This window comes from Desulfobacula sp., from assembly GCF_030145145.1.
GTDB lineage: Bacteria > Desulfobacterota > Desulfobacteria > Desulfobacterales > Desulfobacteraceae > Desulfobacula.
In genome coordinates, this window is record NZ_JAQYWD010000031.1 from 12,141 (window position 1) to 30,134 (window position 17,994).

At 39.8% G+C, this 17,994-nt stretch carries 21 protein-coding genes; 19 read left to right on the top strand and 2 right to left on the bottom strand.

The window, feature by feature from the left end; translation table 11 throughout:
• Position 1: 1 nt before the first annotated feature.
• Positions 2–541: a hypothetical protein gene (locus Q1Q15_RS17250; RefSeq protein ID WP_300462697.1), complete on the bottom strand. Its 540-nt coding sequence runs from the start codon at positions 539–541 to the stop codon at positions 2–4.
• Positions 542–716: 175 nt separating this feature from the next.
• Positions 717–2,999 (bottom strand): tetratricopeptide repeat protein, encoded by a 2,283-nt coding sequence (locus Q1Q15_RS17255; protein ID WP_300462699.1) that lies wholly within the window; start codon positions 2,997–2,999, stop codon positions 717–719.
• A 93-nt stretch (positions 3,000–3,092) separates the two neighbouring features.
• Here Q1Q15_RS17255 and Q1Q15_RS17260 point away from each other — a divergent pair, with 93 nt between their 5' ends.
• The 19 genes from Q1Q15_RS17260 (at position 3,093) to Q1Q15_RS17350 (ending at position 17,985) form a co-directional block, all read left to right on the top strand.
• Positions 3,093–3,941 carry a hypothetical protein gene (locus Q1Q15_RS17260; RefSeq protein ID WP_300462702.1) on the top strand — a complete coding sequence of 283 codons (849 nt, stop codon included), beginning with the start codon at positions 3,093–3,095 and terminating at the stop codon, positions 3,939–3,941.
• 17 nt (positions 3,942–3,958) lie between these two features.
• Complete coding sequence (locus tag Q1Q15_RS17265; protein ID WP_300462705.1) at positions 3,959–5,392, top strand: tetratricopeptide repeat protein; 1,434 nt, start codon at positions 3,959–3,961, stop codon at positions 5,390–5,392.
• 21 nt (positions 5,393–5,413) lie between these two features.
• Positions 5,414–6,220 (top strand): tetratricopeptide repeat protein, encoded by an 807-nt coding sequence (locus Q1Q15_RS17270; RefSeq protein WP_300462708.1) that lies wholly within the window; start codon positions 5,414–5,416, stop codon positions 6,218–6,220.
• A gap of 76 nt (positions 6,221–6,296) precedes the next feature.
• A complete protein-coding gene (locus Q1Q15_RS17275; RefSeq protein WP_300462711.1) occupies positions 6,297–7,454 on the top strand; it encodes a hypothetical protein in 1,158 nt (385 codons plus the stop codon).
• Positions 7,455–7,528: 74 nt separating this feature from the next.
• Complete coding sequence (locus tag Q1Q15_RS17280; RefSeq protein ID WP_300462714.1) at positions 7,529–9,280, top strand: AAA family ATPase; 1,752 nt, start codon at positions 7,529–7,531, stop codon at positions 9,278–9,280.
• A 516-nt stretch (positions 9,281–9,796) separates the two neighbouring features.
• Positions 9,797–10,024, top strand: a complete 228-nt coding sequence (locus Q1Q15_RS17285; RefSeq protein ID WP_300462716.1) for a hypothetical protein — start codon at positions 9,797–9,799, stop codon at positions 10,022–10,024.
• Positions 10,018–10,224 carry a hypothetical protein gene (locus Q1Q15_RS17290; RefSeq protein ID WP_300462719.1) on the top strand — a complete coding sequence of 69 codons (207 nt, stop codon included), beginning with the start codon at positions 10,018–10,020 and terminating at the stop codon, positions 10,222–10,224. The genes Q1Q15_RS17285 and Q1Q15_RS17290 overlap by 7 nt, the downstream gene beginning before the upstream one ends.
• Before the next feature lie 579 nt (positions 10,225–10,803).
• A complete protein-coding gene (locus Q1Q15_RS17295; RefSeq protein ID WP_300462722.1) occupies positions 10,804–12,042 on the top strand; it encodes a site-specific integrase in 1,239 nt (412 codons plus the stop codon).
• 111 nt (positions 12,043–12,153) lie between these two features.
• On the top strand, positions 12,154–13,188 hold the full coding sequence (locus Q1Q15_RS17300; protein ID WP_300462725.1) for a hypothetical protein: 1,035 nt from the start codon (positions 12,154–12,156) through the stop codon (positions 13,186–13,188).
• Positions 13,189–13,360: 172 nt separating this feature from the next.
• Positions 13,361–13,654 (top strand): hypothetical protein, encoded by a 294-nt coding sequence (locus Q1Q15_RS17305; RefSeq protein ID WP_300462727.1) that lies wholly within the window; start codon positions 13,361–13,363, stop codon positions 13,652–13,654.
• 115 nt (positions 13,655–13,769) lie between these two features.
• Entirely contained in the window at positions 13,770–14,207 is a 438-nt protein-coding gene (locus Q1Q15_RS17310; RefSeq protein WP_300462729.1) for a hypothetical protein, read from the top strand.
• The gene (locus Q1Q15_RS17315) at positions 14,186–14,485 is read left to right on the top strand and encodes a hypothetical protein (RefSeq protein WP_300462730.1); all 300 of its coding nucleotides are present in this window, start codon (positions 14,186–14,188) and stop codon (positions 14,483–14,485) included. Before Q1Q15_RS17310 ends, Q1Q15_RS17315 begins: the two co-directional genes overlap by 22 nt.
• 63 nt (positions 14,486–14,548) lie before the next feature.
• Positions 14,549–14,821, top strand: a complete 273-nt coding sequence (locus Q1Q15_RS17320; RefSeq protein WP_300462731.1) for a hypothetical protein — start codon at positions 14,549–14,551, stop codon at positions 14,819–14,821.
• Between the two features lie 253 nt (positions 14,822–15,074).
• A complete protein-coding gene (locus tag Q1Q15_RS17325) occupies positions 15,075–15,605 on the top strand; it encodes a hypothetical protein (RefSeq protein ID WP_300462734.1) in 531 nt (176 codons plus the stop codon).
• Positions 15,606–15,681: 76 nt separating this feature from the next.
• A complete protein-coding gene (locus Q1Q15_RS17330) occupies positions 15,682–15,918 on the top strand; it encodes a hypothetical protein (protein WP_300462736.1) in 237 nt (78 codons plus the stop codon).
• A complete protein-coding gene (locus tag Q1Q15_RS17335; protein WP_300462739.1) occupies positions 15,911–16,513 on the top strand; it encodes a hypothetical protein in 603 nt (200 codons plus the stop codon). The genes Q1Q15_RS17330 and Q1Q15_RS17335 overlap by 8 nt, the downstream gene beginning before the upstream one ends.
• A gap of 232 nt (positions 16,514–16,745) precedes the next feature.
• Entirely contained in the window at positions 16,746–17,294 is a 549-nt protein-coding gene (locus Q1Q15_RS17340) for a hypothetical protein (protein WP_300462740.1), read from the top strand.
• Between the two features lie 111 nt (positions 17,295–17,405).
• Positions 17,406–17,630: a hypothetical protein gene (locus tag Q1Q15_RS17345; protein ID WP_300462742.1), complete on the top strand. Its 225-nt coding sequence runs from the start codon at positions 17,406–17,408 to the stop codon at positions 17,628–17,630.
• 43 nt (positions 17,631–17,673) lie between these two features.
• Positions 17,674–17,985, top strand: a complete 312-nt coding sequence (locus Q1Q15_RS17350; RefSeq protein ID WP_300462745.1) for a hypothetical protein — start codon at positions 17,674–17,676, stop codon at positions 17,983–17,985.
• Positions 17,986–17,994 lie beyond the last annotated feature (9 nt).

Genomic DNA, 17,994 nt, shown 5'->3' on the forward strand with positions numbered 1-17,994 from the left:
TTTATTTACAGAGCCGGTGAATTGTCTGGGCATGCCATTCGCCTCTGCCGGAAAAAGTGGGGATGCCTTTTTCTTTTAAATACGCTGCTATGGTGGCAAAGGTTGCCCCTTCTTTTCTCATGGTTCCGATGATGGTGATAATATCGTCTTTGGTGTAATGGGTTCCTGAGGCGTAGCTGGCAGTGGCTTTTGGCTTTGAGTCGGAGGAGGAGAAAACAAAATCTTCACTGAAAAGTTTGTTCAGATTGTCAAAAAAAAATGAAATGGCATTGTTTTCACGAATTTTGGCTTCAACCAGCAGCTCATTTTGTGCAATCATTTTTTCTAAAGAAACGGTCACGGCGGACGTATTGTTCACCAGTTTCGGTAATAGGTCCTTTAAGTTTATCAGCAGGGATTCAAGGTTTTGAGACGTGTTGGATCGCCTGTCCTGATAGTTCCTGCGGTCGTTTTGTGGGTAATAACCGCCATCATGATTCGGTGTTGGATCAGATGGGTTTTTTCCATGAGAGCTTCTAAACGGTTTTAAAAAATCATTCATATTCACACCCCCCAAAGTTAGCAAATAAAAAATTAAGCGTTTAAAGAAACAATGGACAATAAAAAATGTTTATAATGAATAAAAAATAGTTTTCACAGATTGAATACGATTCAAAGTATAAGTTATATAAACTGTTTCGCTAATACAAGTCAAGTGCAGGAAAAAAACTATGAACTTATTTTTTAAGTTCCGACAATAATCGTTTGGCAGAATTCGCCTCTTCAAATGTATCGCTCAGTTGAAGGGCTTTTTCTAATGCATGTATCGCCAGTTCTTTATCTTCTTTTTTAGCATAGGCCATCCCCAGATGATAATTAACCGTGGGGTGATCAGGGATTTTCTTTAAACTGTCAAGAAATTGATTCGCCGCGTTTCCATACAGCCCTTTTTTGTAATACACCATGCCAAGCGTGTCCGCCACTCCCGGGTCTTCGGGAAGCTTCTCCTTTGCAATCCTGGCCAGCCTCAATGCCTCCTCAATCTGGTCTGTTCTTGTTAACAGATGGTAGGCCAGATTATTGGCAGCCGGAGCAAATGTCGGATTAATGTCAAGGGCCTTTTTATAATGATCAGCTGCTTTTTCAAACTCCCTGGTGCTGTCATAAATGGTTCCCAGCATCATATGGGGAAGGGGCAGGTTTGGATTTTTATTAACAATTGTCTGGTATTGCTGGATGGCTTTGTCTGTATTCTTCTCTGCCAGAAACAGCTTGGCCTGTGTTTCATAGGGCGCCAGATAGTCAGGATTTAGCGATATGGCCTTGTCCAGGGAAACCCTGGCCTTTTCAAGGTTTCTTTCAGCAAGATATATGCCGGCTTCAATATTATGAACAACCGCCATGAGCGATTTCTGGTCCGCATAGATGATAATTTGTTGCTCACACAAGTCGTGGGCTGTCTTAAATTCTTTTTTCATGACATGGGTTTTAACAATTTGTACAAATACATCGAGCAATTTATTGTTTTTTGCATAGGCAGTATTAAAATACCCCATGGCAGCTTTATGGTCTTTTAAGGCAGATTTCAGCAACCCCATCTGATAATATGCGGTGGGGTTGTCCGGGGTGGTTTCAATGAGGGTTAAGTAGTCTCGTTCAGCGTCATCCCAGTTGCCCAGGCCGATGGATGAACTTGCCCGGATGATTCGGGTCCGATAGTTGTTTGGGTTTAAGTCCAGGGCGGTTGTGGCTTCTTTATGGGCCAGGTCATAGGATCTTTCATGCAGATAAATATCAGACAATAACATCCGGGCTTTAAAATAGTTGGGGCTTAACTCAACCGCTTTTGCAACCGATGATTTGGCTTGATCATAGTTGCCTGTGGCAATCAAACACAGGCCTTTAAAGTAGTAGGGTCGAGGGGCTTTGGGTTCTTCTTTTTCCAGTTCCTCCAGCAGGTGCAGGGCATCGGTGAATTTTTTTTGAGAAACCAGCACTTCACTTTTCAACAGTCTTGTGGGGTAATACCTGGGCCTTTTTGATAAAATATCTGATATCATTTCTTCTGTTGCAGGTATATCTTTGTGTTTATAATGAAATCGGGCAAGGGTATTCTGAACGGCGACGTTATCCGGCTCCATCGTCATGGCGTTATGATACATTTCCAGGGCCGTGTCAGTCTTGCCTGTTTTTTCATAAAACGCAGCCGCAATGAGTACCGGCTTTAAGAGTGATGGGTCGGCTTTTATGGCATCCAGATAAGCCGTTTCAGCCAGGGCTGTTTTTCTTTGATTAAAATAAAAGTTGCCCAGTAAAATATGGGCATCCGGGTTTTCAGGGGTACTTTTAATGGCTTGCTGCAATTGATATTCTACTTTTTCTATGTCGCGTTGTTGAATATAAAACCCGATGAGAATCATCCGGACCGGTAAGCTTTTGGGTTTAATTTCTATTGTTTTTAACAAGAGGGTTTCAGCCTCGGCCATTCGTTTTCCAATGGCATGGAGTTTGGCCATGTTTTGCAGGGACGGGATATTTTCCGGATCAATGTCAAGAATTGTTTCATACCCCTTCATTGCCTTATCATAAAACTGTTTCTGCATGAATATCTGGGCTTTAACGAGCAAGGCTTCGATATTTTTTGGGTCTTTTTCAAGCACAAAAATAATTTTTTCCATGGCCGGTTCTATTTTCTTACCCAAAAGTAAAAATTCAGCGATTTTTAAATTTGCCTCAATATTATTTTCATCCAGTTGAATAATTTTATTATAGGTCGTGAAAGCCCCTTTGATATTTCCAAGCTTTAACATGTTTTTGGCTAAAAGCAGATAGACTTCCACAGAATTGGGATCTATTTGCAGGGCATTTTTAAGTTCGATCTCGGCTTTTTTATATTCATTATTTTCAAAATATTCAGAACCTTTACGAAAAAAGGACTCTTTTTTCTCAATATCAGACTGACATCCCGTCAAAAAAATCGTAACAAAAACAATACAGGTAATTTTCAGCAAAACTCTCATTCATCCCCCGGATTAATATTGGAATACTTGTATATCCATTTATCATGTGCTACTCTTTTTTCAAACAAAAAAATATATTTTTCAGGAATAAATTTGAAATACAAGGTATTTTATTTATTGTTCATCTATACGCTGATCAATTTCAATAATGCGCCGGCATTTTTTTTAATGAATGATCCGTCGGATGAAATACAAATTGAACCCGGAATCATTGACAGGCCAATTCAGGGGAATCCTGTTTTTCAATTGTATGATAATTTTTTTCATACCACAGACAATGACGTTCTTGTGAAAAAACAGAACGGGTTTATTGCTGCTGATCAGGTGGATGTTCATATTCCTTTAACAATATTAGCAAGGGACTCCATATCTCCTGAAAATTCCATCGATCGATTGTTGCTGGCCAATCTGAGAATAAAAAACCTGATGGCAGAGTATAAAAAACTGCAAAAAAAAGCCCGGTTGATACTTCTGGATCAAACTATGATACCGGCAAAAACAGATGATGGACACGGCCATCGTCAGGAAAAGGGGGAAAGTGACGCGATTGAAGATGAAAAAGCGATATTAAATAAAAAATTATTTAATATCAATCGATTGCGCAGATTAACCCGGGACGATACCCAATCAGATGAGATTGTTTTTATTGAGAACTACTCAAACTTAAAAAACAACACCAAGCCATCACCCAGATCCGTTTCCTATGTGGCAGGCGCACCCGCACACATTGATCATCCCCCGGATTTGGCAAGCCAACCGATAAACACCCTGCGGCAAAATTTTACAGGCCAGGAGAACCGTGAGTTGCCCTGGGTGTTCACCTTTTTCATGGCCATATTAAATTATATATTGACCCATCGTGTGGAAATTCTATTGTATATGCTGTTTGTCTGTTTCGCTGGGTTTATTTTCTCACTTTACGTAAGACGACGAGAACTTTAAAGACGATGAGATTTTTTTTGATCTATTTTGTGATGGGGGTATGCCTTTTCGGGTGCACAAACCAGCAGAATGAAGGTATGGATGCCCTGGTGGAGAAAGGGGATATGGCCTTTGCCAGAAGGGACCATGTCACCGCCGCGAATCATTTTAACATTGCATATTTAAAAATCCCGGGCGATATCTCCCTGATCGACAAATTAGGGGCGTGTTATTTAAAAACAGGACGGCTGGAAAGGGCAAAGGTATTTTATAAAAAAGCGATTGAAATAGATCCTGACCATATCGATATCCAGATCAAGCTGGCACAACTTCATATTTTGACAGGCAAGTTGTCCGAAGCACAAAAAATATGTGATCTGTTTGATAAAAAAAAGCCTATCCATCCTGAATTGGATTTGATAAGGGCGGATCTCAGCCTGATGACCCATCAGCTGGATCGAGCAGAAAATTTTTATCGTAAGGCGGTCCTGGATTCAAAGGAGTCGTTAAGACCATTGATGAAACTGGCCATTTTCCTTAAATCTGTCGGCAAACACGCGGAAGCGGCTGGGATTTTAAAAATAGTAAAAAAGAACACTATCGTATCTGTTCAACTATCGCTTCTCATGGCAGATTATTATCTTTTAGACAATGGGTATGACCAGGCCGAGAAATTTATCCTGGATGCCATCGAAAGTGAGCCGGAAGATAATAGCCTGAAATATCATTTGGTTCAATTTTATCTGGCAAGTGAAAACAATGCTAAAGCCGAAACCGTCCTGGAAACTGTTTTGGAAAACCAGAATGACATATATCTGAGGATGATGCTCTCTGACGTTTATATATTAAATGGCAAGCTTGAAAAAGCAGAACAGATGATCTTAAAGCTCAAAAAGGAGATAAAAGAACCCATCATTGAATTTGAACTGCTCCAGGGAAAGTTCTGGTTGTATACAGGCAAGTCTATCTATGCGAGCGCCTATTTGGAGTCTGCTCTTGACTTAAATCCGGGATTAGGGAATGCACAATATCTTTTAGGGCTTACACATTTGATTAACGGGAACATAAAGCTCTCGGAAAACAGCTTGATCAGGACGCTTCAGATTTATCCAAATCATTATAAGGCATTGCTGCTTATCTCGGAACTGCTATATAAAAAAAAAGAATACCATTTATCGTTAACGTATTTAGATCGTCTGTTGGAAAAATATCCTGAAGATTTTACCGGTCATCTCATCAAAGGATTAAACTTACTGGGTCAACAGAAATATTCTCTTGCAAAAAAAGAGTTTAATGTATCGGTACACCTGAGTCAAAGACTCTATATTCCCTATTATTATTTGGGGTTGACAGAAGAATTCATGGGCAATGGCATGGCCGCGTTGACCTATTATGAACAGGTGCTTGGCAGTTATCCTGATTTAACAGATGTTGCTTATCGATATTGCCTGCTGTTGATAAAAACAAAATAAACCAAGGCAGCCGATGCATTTGTGAAGAAAAAACTGGCAGAAAGAAAAAACTCACCGGAACTTTATTATCTGGCTGCCAAGGTCGCCATACAGACGGGGGATCGTTCACGGGGCGAATCCTTTTTGGAAAAAGCGGTTCAACTTGAGCATGTGCCCGGTTTTATCTATATGGCACTTGCAGACATCTATAAAAAGAATCATAACATAAAAGAGGCGGTTGAGACACTCGAACAATGCACCCTGAAAATACCGTATTTCCCGGGAGCCTGGTTGGCCCTGGCAAATCATTATATTGACCATCAGGCGTTCACAACTGCGCTGGCGATACTGCAGAAAGGATATAAGCAGTTTCAAGATGATCCCGTTTTTCAAAGCAATCTTGCCTGGTTGTTATTGGAAAACAATCAGGAAACAAGCAGGGCGCTTAGCCTTGCTCAATCTGCTTATGAAAAGGGGACGGACAACCTTGCTTTTGCCGACACATTAGGATGGGCATATTATCATAAGGGGGTATACTCCCAAGCCGCCTGGTTATTGTCTGCGGTTGAAAAAAAAGCACCGAATAATGGCTTTATTCAATATCATCTGGGGATGACATACTATCAACAGGGGGAGATTGGTAAGGCAATTGAACATTTAAAGATTGCCCAGACCTCTGAGATGTCAAAACATTTTTTCCATGAAATTGATGCGGTCTTCGCTGAGATATCAAAAAAAAAGCAAGTTGGACCTGTCACAGAAATACCTGTGGATCAAGCAACGCTTTTTTCGTCTCCTGAAATTGAGACCACAGAAGACGATATGATTGTGCCTCAATGGAAGAAATAACAACTTGATTCGATATATTTTATAAGATATGGTTTGTCTTCAGACCTATTGTGAATGGATATAAAATGGTATCGAAATGAAATTTTTTCCCATAAAAATAGCCATAATCTGCCTTCTGGCAACCCCTCTTTTATATATTGTCACCCTTTCTTCATACGAGGGGTATTTAGACAAATCATATGCTTATCGAATTCAAAATATTCTCATAGGCGACTCAAAGCCCCTGTTGGAAGGTACTATCAGTTTGGAAGAACAAATTGCAAACAATATTTATGATTTTTTAAGATCGGATTGGCTGATCCAGACCGCTAAACTTGATATCAATATCTTTGTAACCACTGCTCAAAAAAAAATTATTTACCCGATTTATCTTGATGTTGACGGCCTGACTAGAAATTTAAACAAAGAGGTTGATTCCGATATTATAGCCAAAAATAATTTTAATCTTTTAAATAGTGGTTTGGTGGTTAAAATTGAAACCAATTTAAGCCATGGATCAAAGATAGGCAATCTCATTTTAGTCTTATATTTTGGTTTCTCGTTTTTGGTTTTCTTCATTTTTTATAAAATCGGCAACACGAAAGCCACTGCGGAAACGAAAACAAAAGCGCATCTGATAAATGATTTAAAAAGAGAAGAACAAAATTATAAGGAAATTCTTAACGGTTTAAAAAAAGATCGGCAGGGGCTGTTCGAAAATATCAAATCCCTTAACGAAAAATATCAAGAAGATAAAACCAAAGCAAAGATAAATGAAGAAGAAATGTTTAAAGAAATTATTCGTTTGGAAGAAAAATTGAATTCATTTAATAAACTTAAGGCGAGTAAGGAAAAAGAAATTTCTGAGCTCAAATCCGAAATTCAAAAACATAGTCGGCGGAAAAGCTCAAAATTGAGACGAAATGAATATGATTTTATCGCCAAACGATTTTCAACCCTTTATAAAAATATAGAAATGAATAGAAAAGCCTTGTCTGGATTTCTGGAGATGAGTGATGAACTGCAGATAAAGGCAGAGGAAGTCATCCATCTGTTGGACCGGAATCCAGATAAAGTGATGATAAAAAGAAAAGTCTTTTCCGGTAAAAAAAATAGAACAGCGTGTTTTGAAGTTCTGTTCGCTTATAATGGTCGATTATATTTTAAAAATAATGAAAAGAACAGGGCTGAGGTTTTGGTGATCGGGACCAAGAACACGCAAACAAAAGACATGGAATTTATCCATCATTTATAAAGAATACACTTATGTATACTTCATTTTATAATTTAACCAGGAAACCCTTTCAGATAAGCTCAGACCCCGCTTTTATGTGGTTTGGGGAAAAACACAGGGAAGCCCTGGCGACGCTCAAATATGGTATTCTGGACAATAAAGGGTTCCTTTTATTGACCGGCGATGTTGGAACGGGGAAGACGACCTTGATCAATACGCTCCTTCAAAGTTTGAGTGACAATGTTATTTGTACATCCGTCCCGGATCCCGGGCTTGAGAAATTGGATTTTTTCAATTATATCGCCGCCGCTTTTGGTATTGATCAGGAATTTAAAACAAAGGGTGCATTTCTTTCACGATTCAGGCAGTTTTTAATCCAGGCCGATGAAGACAATAAAAAAGTATTGCTCATTATTGATGAATCACAGCTCTTAACGCAAGAAATGCTTGAGGAGATCCGTCTTTTATCCAACATTGAAAAAACAGATGCCAAATTAATCAATATTTTTTTTGTCGGTCAGAATGAATTTAATGAAATCCTCAACAAAGAAAAGAACAGGGCGGTAAGACAAAGATTAACCTTAAATTACAATATTGATCCATTGACTCCGGATGAAACAGGGGATTACATCAAACACCGGTTAAGTATTGCCGGTGCAACCGATCCTATTTTTGATGAGGCGGCAATACAAGAGGTTTTTATGTATTCCGGCGGGTTTCCCAGAAGGATTAATATCCTTTGTGATCATTCCCTTTTATCTGGATATGTCAAAGAACAAAAAATAATCACCCATGCCATTGTCAAAGAATGCGCAAAAGAACTTAGGATACCCGCCCATATCAGGAATCGGGATATCAATGGATTTACAGATTATCCTGAGAGACCTGTGCCTTTTGTTACGCCCCAGGCCTATCCATCCCAACCGGTCCAACCGGAGAAGCGTGAACCCAGGAAGAAAAAAACAGGTCTTGTGTTTTTTTTGACTGGCATTATGGGTGTTTTATTGGTTTTTATGGGTTGGTTTTATCTGTTTCCAAATGCGTATAGCGATTCCATGGCAGGTATCCAAAAAAATGTGACAGCGCTTAAATATAAATTTTTACAGTTTATTCCGGAATCAACGTCTTCTTTTTTAGAACACAAGGCAGAAAGCAAAGAAAGAAGGGAAGAAAAGATGACAGCCATGGTTAAAAAAGAAGATCCGTTTACAGGAAAATCTGACGACCAGACACAAAGCGCCCTCCATGAAGACCCTGCAATCGATGCTTCAATGATGATTATCGGAAAAATACACCCCCTTCAGCAAGACGCAGCAACACAAAATGAGCTCAGTCATATGAATCAACCGCAGGCTGGCGTTAAATCAAAAGCCATTCATTCAGGAAAAGAACCTGAAAATCAACCACAGACAAAAAAAATAAAAACAGGGTTGCATTCTGGGAAAAAAGCCCCTCAAGAACCATCCGATGACCTGCCGGGTAATGCCGTTATTCATGAAATCCTGCCATTGCCCGATGAAAAAATCATTGTCAGGTTCAAATACAATGCCAATGAGTTTACCGAAGAAGGCCATAAGAATCTGGCTGAATTTGCAGATATTCTAGTCACCCACCCCGGAACCAAAATTTTGATTTCAGGTTATACCGATTCTGAAGGATACCAAACCTATAATCAGAAACTATCCGAATTCAGGGCCAGTATTATCAGAAGTTTTTTCCTGGGCAGGGGCATTAAAGGCGAACAGATACAGATTCAGGGCCTGGGGAGTCAAAATCCCATTGAAAGTAATGATACCGCCTGGGGTCGAAAGATGAACCGGCGCGTTGAAATTGAAATAATAAAGTGAGGATAACCAAACACCCAATGGCTTAAAGCCGGTGGGTGTTTCGTGGAATATGTGCTCTTTGATGCAACGCAGAACACGAGCTGAAAACCCTTCGTTTTTATGGTGGGCCGTCAGGGAGTCGAACCCGGGACCTACTGATAATAGTCAGTTTTTTTATTTTTCCTAAAATTTCATCTATAATCATTAATTCCTTGATATTAAAGGCTTTTAAGGCTATTTTATAAAAAATAGTTTCATTTAATTTCACATAAAACCCCATATAATACTCTAAAAAAGTAGGGACTAAGTGGGGACAAAAAAATATATCGGGAAAGTTAAAATAGACTGATATTGAAAATTAGGGGAGGGGGGACAACATGGCCAAATGGAAAAGCACAAAATATCCTGGGGTGAGATAGCCATTTGGCGCCTGATAGGAACAAACGGCAGCCGTAATTCTGGGGGAAATTTTTCAAAAATCAGAACAGGAAGCTGCAAAATCAATCGGTATCAGATAAAAATAGGAGATCTTTAAAAATGAGTAAGGAAAAATATAATATTGAAAAATTACCTTTCTTCCAATCTTTTGTACCAAATTCACCCACAAAGGCTGTGATTGATATCCAGGAATTTCACCTGTGGCTGGAGCGTGTTCAGCATATGGATTTCTTATCCAATGCAGAAGAGAGGGAAAGATATGATGCATACAAGGAACTTGAGAACGTTCATGCATTGGATTTAAAGGATGCAATGAACGAATGGTAAAATATGAAGATCGGGAATTCAAGATCAGCAGCAAGGCCAACAAATTCATAAAAACATTACCAAAGGCCAAACAGGGGAAGATCAAGGAGGCCGTTGGGTGTCTTATAGAAAATCAAACAGAAAACCTGAACATTAAACGTCTTCTCCCTCACCCAAATGAATTCAGACTTAAGGTTGATGATGTGAGGTTGATGATGTGAGGTTGATGATGTGAGGTTGATGATGTGAGGTTGATGTTTAAGGCTGATAAAGAAATGCTTTTTATCTTTAAAGCTGGATATAGGAAAGATATTTACAAATAATTTGTTTTCCATGGGGATAGGCCATCCAACAAGGCCGTTTTCCCGACCGGCTTTCCTCATATGAATGGCTGTCAGATTGTGATAAATTCATTCATAGGATATCCAAAGGTCATGGAATGGATATTTTGTCATGGTCAAGAGTCTGAAGGGTGCTTTCTTCCTGTCCCCATGGGCAAGAAAGTGGGGACTATGTGGGGACAAAATTAAATAAATAAAGGCTCTTAACGAATATCGCCAAGAGCCTTGTCTTTTATGGTGGGCCGTCAGGGAGTCGAACCCGGGACCTACTGATTAAGAGTCTATAATTTTACCCTTCACTTAAAGTCGTTAACTATCAGATAATCTTAAAAAATACTTATAAAATCAGTAATCTATATTATTTTTTTTCATTTTATATCACTTGACATCAATTCGTTTAACGTGTAAAACCACATTAAAAACCACATTAAACTTTTACCGTCTTCATGGGGGGTTAAAATGTCAAAGAAAATTCAATGGCTCAAAACAGGCACAAAAAAATCAGGATTTTTATATTTCAAAAGACACGAATCCAGAAAAAACGGTGTGAAGTTTGATAGGTATTATCGTTCGGAATATCAGATAAATGGTAAAAGGGTGGCTATAAATTTTGGATGGGAATCTGACGGCTGGACAGAATTGGAATGCCTTGGAAAACTGAAAAGATATAAAGAAAATGCAAAAAATGGTTTAAAGCCTATTTCTTTAAAAGAAGAACGAGAAATTGAACAGCAGAAACAAAAAGCAAAACAGCAAAAACTTGAACAAGAGAAAATAGATAAAAAAACCTTTGGTGCTTTCTTCACTGAAACGTATCTGCCGATGGCATCAAAACACAAAAAAAAATATACCGTTGAAAATGAAAAAGGGCTTTTTAATAATTGGATTGATCCTGAAATAGGTCATTTGTCATTTAATAAAATCAAACCATTCAATCTTGAAAAGATAAAGAAAAATATGTTTGACGTCGGTCGGGCTCCCAGAAGTGTACAATATTGTTTTGCTGTATTGAGGCAAGTTTGGAACCATGCCCGGATAAATGATCTTGTCAATGAAGATTGCCCAACTCGGAAGGTAAAACTTCCAAAAATAGAGAATCAAAGGGTGCGGTTTCTGACCCATGAAGAAGCGGGAAGCCTTTTAAAAGCATTGAAAACTAAAAGCCAGCAGGTACACGATATGGTGCTTTTTTCACTTCATACAGGGGTAAGGGCAGGGGAGCTCTATTCCATGACCTGGGGAGTTGTGGACCTTCAAAATGGTTCTGTATTAATTCGGGACGCAAAAGGAAAGCCACGGCATGTTTATTTGACTGAACAGACACAAACTATTCTTGAACGGATGTATCAAGGGCAAGCCTCAAATGAGTTTGTTTTTAAAGACCGTTATGGAAAACAAATAAAATTTATAAGTAAAACTTTTGATAGGACAGTCAAAAACTTAGGTTTTAACGATGGTGTTGATGACGACAGGGATAAGGTCCTTTTCCATACACTGAGGCATACATTCGCTTCCTGGCATGTCCAGAATGGAACAGACCTTTACACTGTCAAAGATTTGTTAGGGCATAGCACCATAACCTTGACTGAGCGTTACAGTCATTTAAGGCCGGATGGATTGAAACAGGCGGCACAAATGTTTGATGAAAAGGTTATCAAAAATAATATTGTAACTCTTGAAAAGACAAAAAAGGCTTGATAGCACTTTCCCCGGGATAGAATCGGCGTAATTAACCGATTTGAACAGGTGGTCACCCTGGATCACCTTTCCCGGGGATTTATAAACCAGGGAGTCAGCAGGGGGTGGTAATTGGATATAAAAAAGCAATTACCAGATATCAAAATAGAATATTTATTTCTGGAATATGCAAATGCGGATTTAAAAACTAACCCTGAATTTTTATTATCATTTCTTAAATGTATTCAAGCACACAATCAGGAAGTTTTTTTCCGGATAAAGGGGTGCACAAGAGAAGATGAAACCAATACATTTATCAAGCGGATGACAGACCCTTATTATATACCTCCTTGGGAACTCGATTCCAATCATGCTGAGTTTGATGTCTCAATGTTAGGATCCCCAATTCCTGAAATTTTCAGTCACATAATAGATACATGTGAGGCTCTTGAGTCAGTTATTAACTCAAGCTATCCCCAAATCTATGCAAATAGTGAGATCCGTTATTGCAATGGTGAACTAAATAAAAAATTCATTCCATTGGGTGAAACGGTCCCGGTTCAATCAATCCCGGTTGATAGTGATATCAGGCGTATATCTTTGGACGGGGCTTTCTTTTGGGCTGCATGTGATGATGGATGTAATGGGTGTCGATATTATGATTGTTATGGACGTGACCAAATAAAAAAGGACAGAGATATCAATTGTGTGGTTTGTGACCATGCGATGGTATGCGATACTCTTGATAAAGTTATTGATGGCGATGACTTGGAATCCATGATGGGCTTTAATGTCCTCATGGACACCATGGATGAAATTATCAAAAAATCACCGTTTTATAAAGAATGTATATGGATTGATTCAAAAATGCTAAGCAGTTGGAACCCGTATGGCGGACAGCAATTTTCTCGTTTTGTCCTTGGTTGTATTGGCCATAGCTTATTGTCATTTTTAAATAAAGATTTAAACAATCGTGAGAAGCTTAAAAGGTGTCAATATTGCAATGATTATTTTATTTCAACAAAAAATGATACCCGACAAGTTCACTGTTCTAAAGAATGCCGTTTGCAAGCGTATAAACCAAAAAAAATAGCAGACCAGAAGGAGAACAGAAAGTACAAAAGAAAGCTCAATCAAAAGAAAAAAGGAAGGTCTTCTACAACGTAGTTTACTACTAAAAAAGAAAGTGAGGATCGCCAAAATCGTTTTTTAGCTTTTTATAAATCTTCACTAACATACTGAAATTACATGGCTTTTCAATAATTGCTATGCTATATCTCTTAATATCACATGTGATGTGTGACGTTAAGAGTTTTTAATTTTAGCATAAAGGTGAATTATGGAAAAAGAAGTCAAAGAAACCCCACCAGAAGAAAACAAAATTCTATCACAAGAAGCTGAAGATTCATTGAAAGCCCTGGAAGTTTTTTTAAGAGAAAATTTTCCACTTGGGATTCCCCGAACAAAAATAGGCAATGCAACCGGCGGGATGTTTCATCCACGAACCATGGCAAATCTTGACTGTCAAAAATGCGGTATCCCTGGACGTTTCAAAATTGGAAGACAGACCATATACCCAATTGCTGGCACCTTGGAATATTTACGAAAAAAGATAGTTTGTACTGAGGCATAGGCTCCCACCATGCCAACCAAGTATAAAATTCAATTTTGCCTGCCATTGTTCGCAATGGTCTTGACGGAGCGCCCGGTCTATCCCCGGCCGGGCGGGGCTTTCAAACGGGGTGATTATGAGTACTTCAAACAGTAACGGATATTTAACAGCATTCCCAGGATATCTGACCCGAGGGCTTATTTTGTCTGATGCATTCCTTGACCTAAAACCGGCTTCAGTAAAACTGTTATTGCTTCTTTTCCTTGAAATTAAAATTGTCTCTAAAAGAAAAGCGGGGAAGTATGTCCCAGTTATCACGAATCGGCATGATATCAAACTCCCCTATGCTCAGATCCGTGAACAACTTGGATATACAGATAAAACAGTCTGGACAGCGTTTAAAGATATCTTTGCCCATGGTTTTTTGGAAGTGGTAACCCATGGCGGCGGTGCCAAAGGGGATATCAATATTTATGGAATTTCTGAGGACTGGAGGAAGTGGGAACAGGGCCAGATTATCAGGGAAATGACACCAAGGAACAGGAGAGCCGGATGGCAAAAAGGGAAAAAATAAGCAGTACTGTAGGAAAGTCAGACCACGGGCCTGTAGGAAAGTTACTCTTGCCAAAAACCATGGGTTACTTTCCTGTAGGAAAGTCGGTTTTAACGGAAAAATGCGGGTCTTGGGGGTTTGGGTTACTTTCCTACAGTACAGCACTATATAATATACCATCTTTTACAGGCGAAGCCGGGGGATCACTCGAAGAAAAAAACAGCCAGAACAGGGGGAAAATCAAGGGCAGAATCGCGGGCGGCTTATTTTTGTCCTTATTTCAGGAGACAAAATTATAAAACGAGTACGGTAGCACTCGAAAATAATCAAATTTTTTTAAACAAGGCAGGAGACTGGACAAAATGACAGTAAATTTAAAATTAGAGCAAGGGCGGGAAGAATATTTAAGAAAATTAAAAGCAGGTGAAATCGAAAAACCTGAAAATATGACCCCGATTGAAAAAGCAAAACAGAATCCCCGAAGTCTCAGGGCAGCGGTAAATGCGAAATGTTTTGATTGTTGTTGTTACTCAAGAACAGAAGTGCGGGACTGTACCGCTGTGAATTGTCCGCTATATTTTTTGAGACCATGGCAGGGTAAAGCCAGGGATTTAAATACAATCGGAAAGGAATAAAAACCATGGGCAATATCATTTTCAAAATACTGATGAATTTAAATTGGCTGATTACGGCGGCGGTCATCATTGGAGTGATAGTTTTTCAAATCATATGAGGCTTGGGTCCTCCCAGGGTATTTATTTTACACGGACAGCCAAGGTGCCTTTTTTCCGCAGTTACAGGCTCCGAAAATGCCTTGTAAATCAATGACTTAATTGTAGGCAACAACAGCGAATAAAGCACAAATACAACTCAAAGGATGAAAAAATCATGAAATACTGCAATCAAAGGGAATACGCCCAACATGCCGGGCTCAGTCAGCAGAGAATCAGTCAATTAATTAAAGGCGGCTATTTGGTAGGCGCTTTAAAGAAATTCGGCAAGCGTCGACTCATTGACCCGGAAAAGGCGGATCAGCTCTTAAACGAGAACATTAGCCAGCTCAGAAGGAAGCAACCCCCGGCCAGACCGACACAGGCCGAGGTGGAAGCGGCCGACTGGGAAGCAGAACAGCAACCGCTTGAACATTCAATCCTTGAATCTCTCCGCTATTTGGTGAAACTGGCCGAGCTGGACCCCAATGCCGTTCGGGTGATCCAGCCGGGGCCTGGGCAGGAAGGAACCATTATCCGATACCGGGAGGTTGACGGGGACGATGATGGTGACGTGGTTCTCATTACAAACCTGAGTATATCCACCATTTTTGAAGATCCGGCAGACCTGGAAACCGAGTGTCAGGAATGTGATGTTCCGGAGTGGTTTCTTGAAATGGATAAAGAAGCCAGAACCCGGCTAAAATAAAACAATGGTGCCGGTCAAGGTGGCCGGGGCACCTCAAAATATATCACATAATTTTTTTTTAAAAAGGATTAAAAAAATGCAAAATGAAGATTGGAAACAAATCTTGTCGGTAATTGGCCCCGGACTATCAAATAGCGAATACGAAACCGCTTTAGATGTGTTCGAAGAATGTGAGAAAAAGACCCTTGCAGCTTTGAAACGGGCCAGGGAAGATAAAGAAAGCGGAGTTGTTATTGATAAATTGAGCGGTGAGGCTGTTGAGTTGCGGCAAAACATCTTGACGTTACGGGAGGTGAGATCCGATCATGAATAAGCTATCAAAAATTCTTTCCGGTGAACAATTCCCTTCTAATGAGATCCAGGCGGAGATTGCTACCATTTCCAAAGATCATACCGCAGCCATGGAAAATCTTATATCCCTGGATGCAGATCTTGAAGCCAAACGCCTTGAAAATCTTGGAAAGGCCATGACCAAAGAACTCAAGAAACTGGAGGCTGAAAGTGCTGAATTAAAGGCCAATATCGAAACTATGGGCATTGCCATTGAAAAGCTTGAAAAAGCCCATACCGAGGCTGTTAACCGTGAAATACCGGCGGAACTCAACAGAATAAGAGAAAAGATCAATGATCTTCATGGTCAAAAGGCAGCATTGATGCCGGAAGTATTAAAAGCATGTGGACAGGCGGCGGCTTTATTCTTCCAAGTGCGCGGACGTATCAATTTTGAGATGGGGCCGATGTTGGGACCAAACAATATAATGTCCCGGGAAGATCAGGCGCTCTATTTTGACACATGGAGGGATGCACTTGAAGACAAGATAATTTTTTCGAATGAGATAGACCGACTCACTACCCGACGTCAAGAGTTATTGATTGAAGGCATGCGGCGGGGTCTATCCGTTAGATAAATCCCCGGGGGCTTTCCGGCCTGCCCCCTTTAAGACAATAAGGCGGACGCTAAAGGCATAGCCTTAGTGTGTGAAATCCATCCATTCAGGGGCGGGAGCACTTTCCCCTGGATTTTCCAAAGGCTGCCCCAGTGACAATAGTGTTCTGGGGTGGTCTTTTTTTTGAGGATTGAACCTTTAAACTGTTCATGTTACGTTACAAGTAACGCTACATATAACAGGAGGGGACAAAATGGATTCAAAGACAGGGGCAGAATATCGGAATCAAACAAAAATACGGGTTCAGAAGTTCAGACAGGAACAGGAACGTCGTGGATATAAATCAATATCAGTTTTTATATCAGAAGATTTCAGGGCGGAGCTGGACCGGCTAAATCATGAACAGAGATTCAACCGGCAGGATGCCATGGATCATATTTTTAATATTTACAAGAAATCCGTTACAAGTAACGCTACAAGAACAAAATCAGATAAAGCAAAAAAGCCCATGGACAAAGGGCATTCAAAGGATGATAAAAAGAACAGTGAAAATAAGCCTGATTTTTTAGACACCATCAAAGAGAAACTTTTGAGCGGGGACCCTGGGGAAATATCCATTGAAGACCGGGACCGGATTATATTTCATTTATATGAAGAATTTCCAGAAAAGACACAAGCACAGGAACGGATTGATTTGTTGAATGGTGCTGATATTCTTTTCAATGGCAAGCCCTGGACAAAGAAACAATTTTCGGATCAATTGAATCTGGCACGGCGGCGGAAGAAAGCCCGGCAGAAATAAAAAAAACAAAACTAAGGGTTTACCCGGATTTACAAGTATGGTTCGGGGTGGTACAGAGAAAGAAACCATTTCTTATAAAAAAGAAAGGATCTATATAAAGGAGTAACACATATGTTTGGTATCGGAGTCCCGGAGCTAATTGTTTTGGCAATCATCGGCCTTGTTTTTGTCTGGCCGTTCTGGAGAATATTTTCAAGGGCCGGGTTTTCCGGCTGGTGGAGCTTCACAATGATAATACCGATTGTCGGCACGGTTACACTTTTTTATCTTGCCTTTGCCGATTGGCCAGCCCTTCATGAGCAGATGCCTTCCAGACGCTACAGAGAAAAAGTTTGACAAACCGTTAAAAAACGCCGTTCCTTCTGAAAAAGGATATGATATGAGAAATTTGTTCACTGAAGATGAAATAGTTGTGTGCACTTATATTGCTAGATTTGGACGTGAAAATTTGACTGAAGATGATGTAGTGAGAATAAAAAGCCGCTCATTGAGCTCAATTAAAATGAAAGTGCAAAATATAGCTGCAATGCTTGATGAAGCTGGTGTTGACACCAGCGATCAAGTATCAAAACTTACAGGCTTACCCACAGGTCAAACAGGTAGAAAAACAAACTGGGACGTAGTGAAACAATACGTAATATTGCCAAAAGACGAACACCGGAGAAGGTGCAATGATATTTTATCAGATTGAAAATAAAAA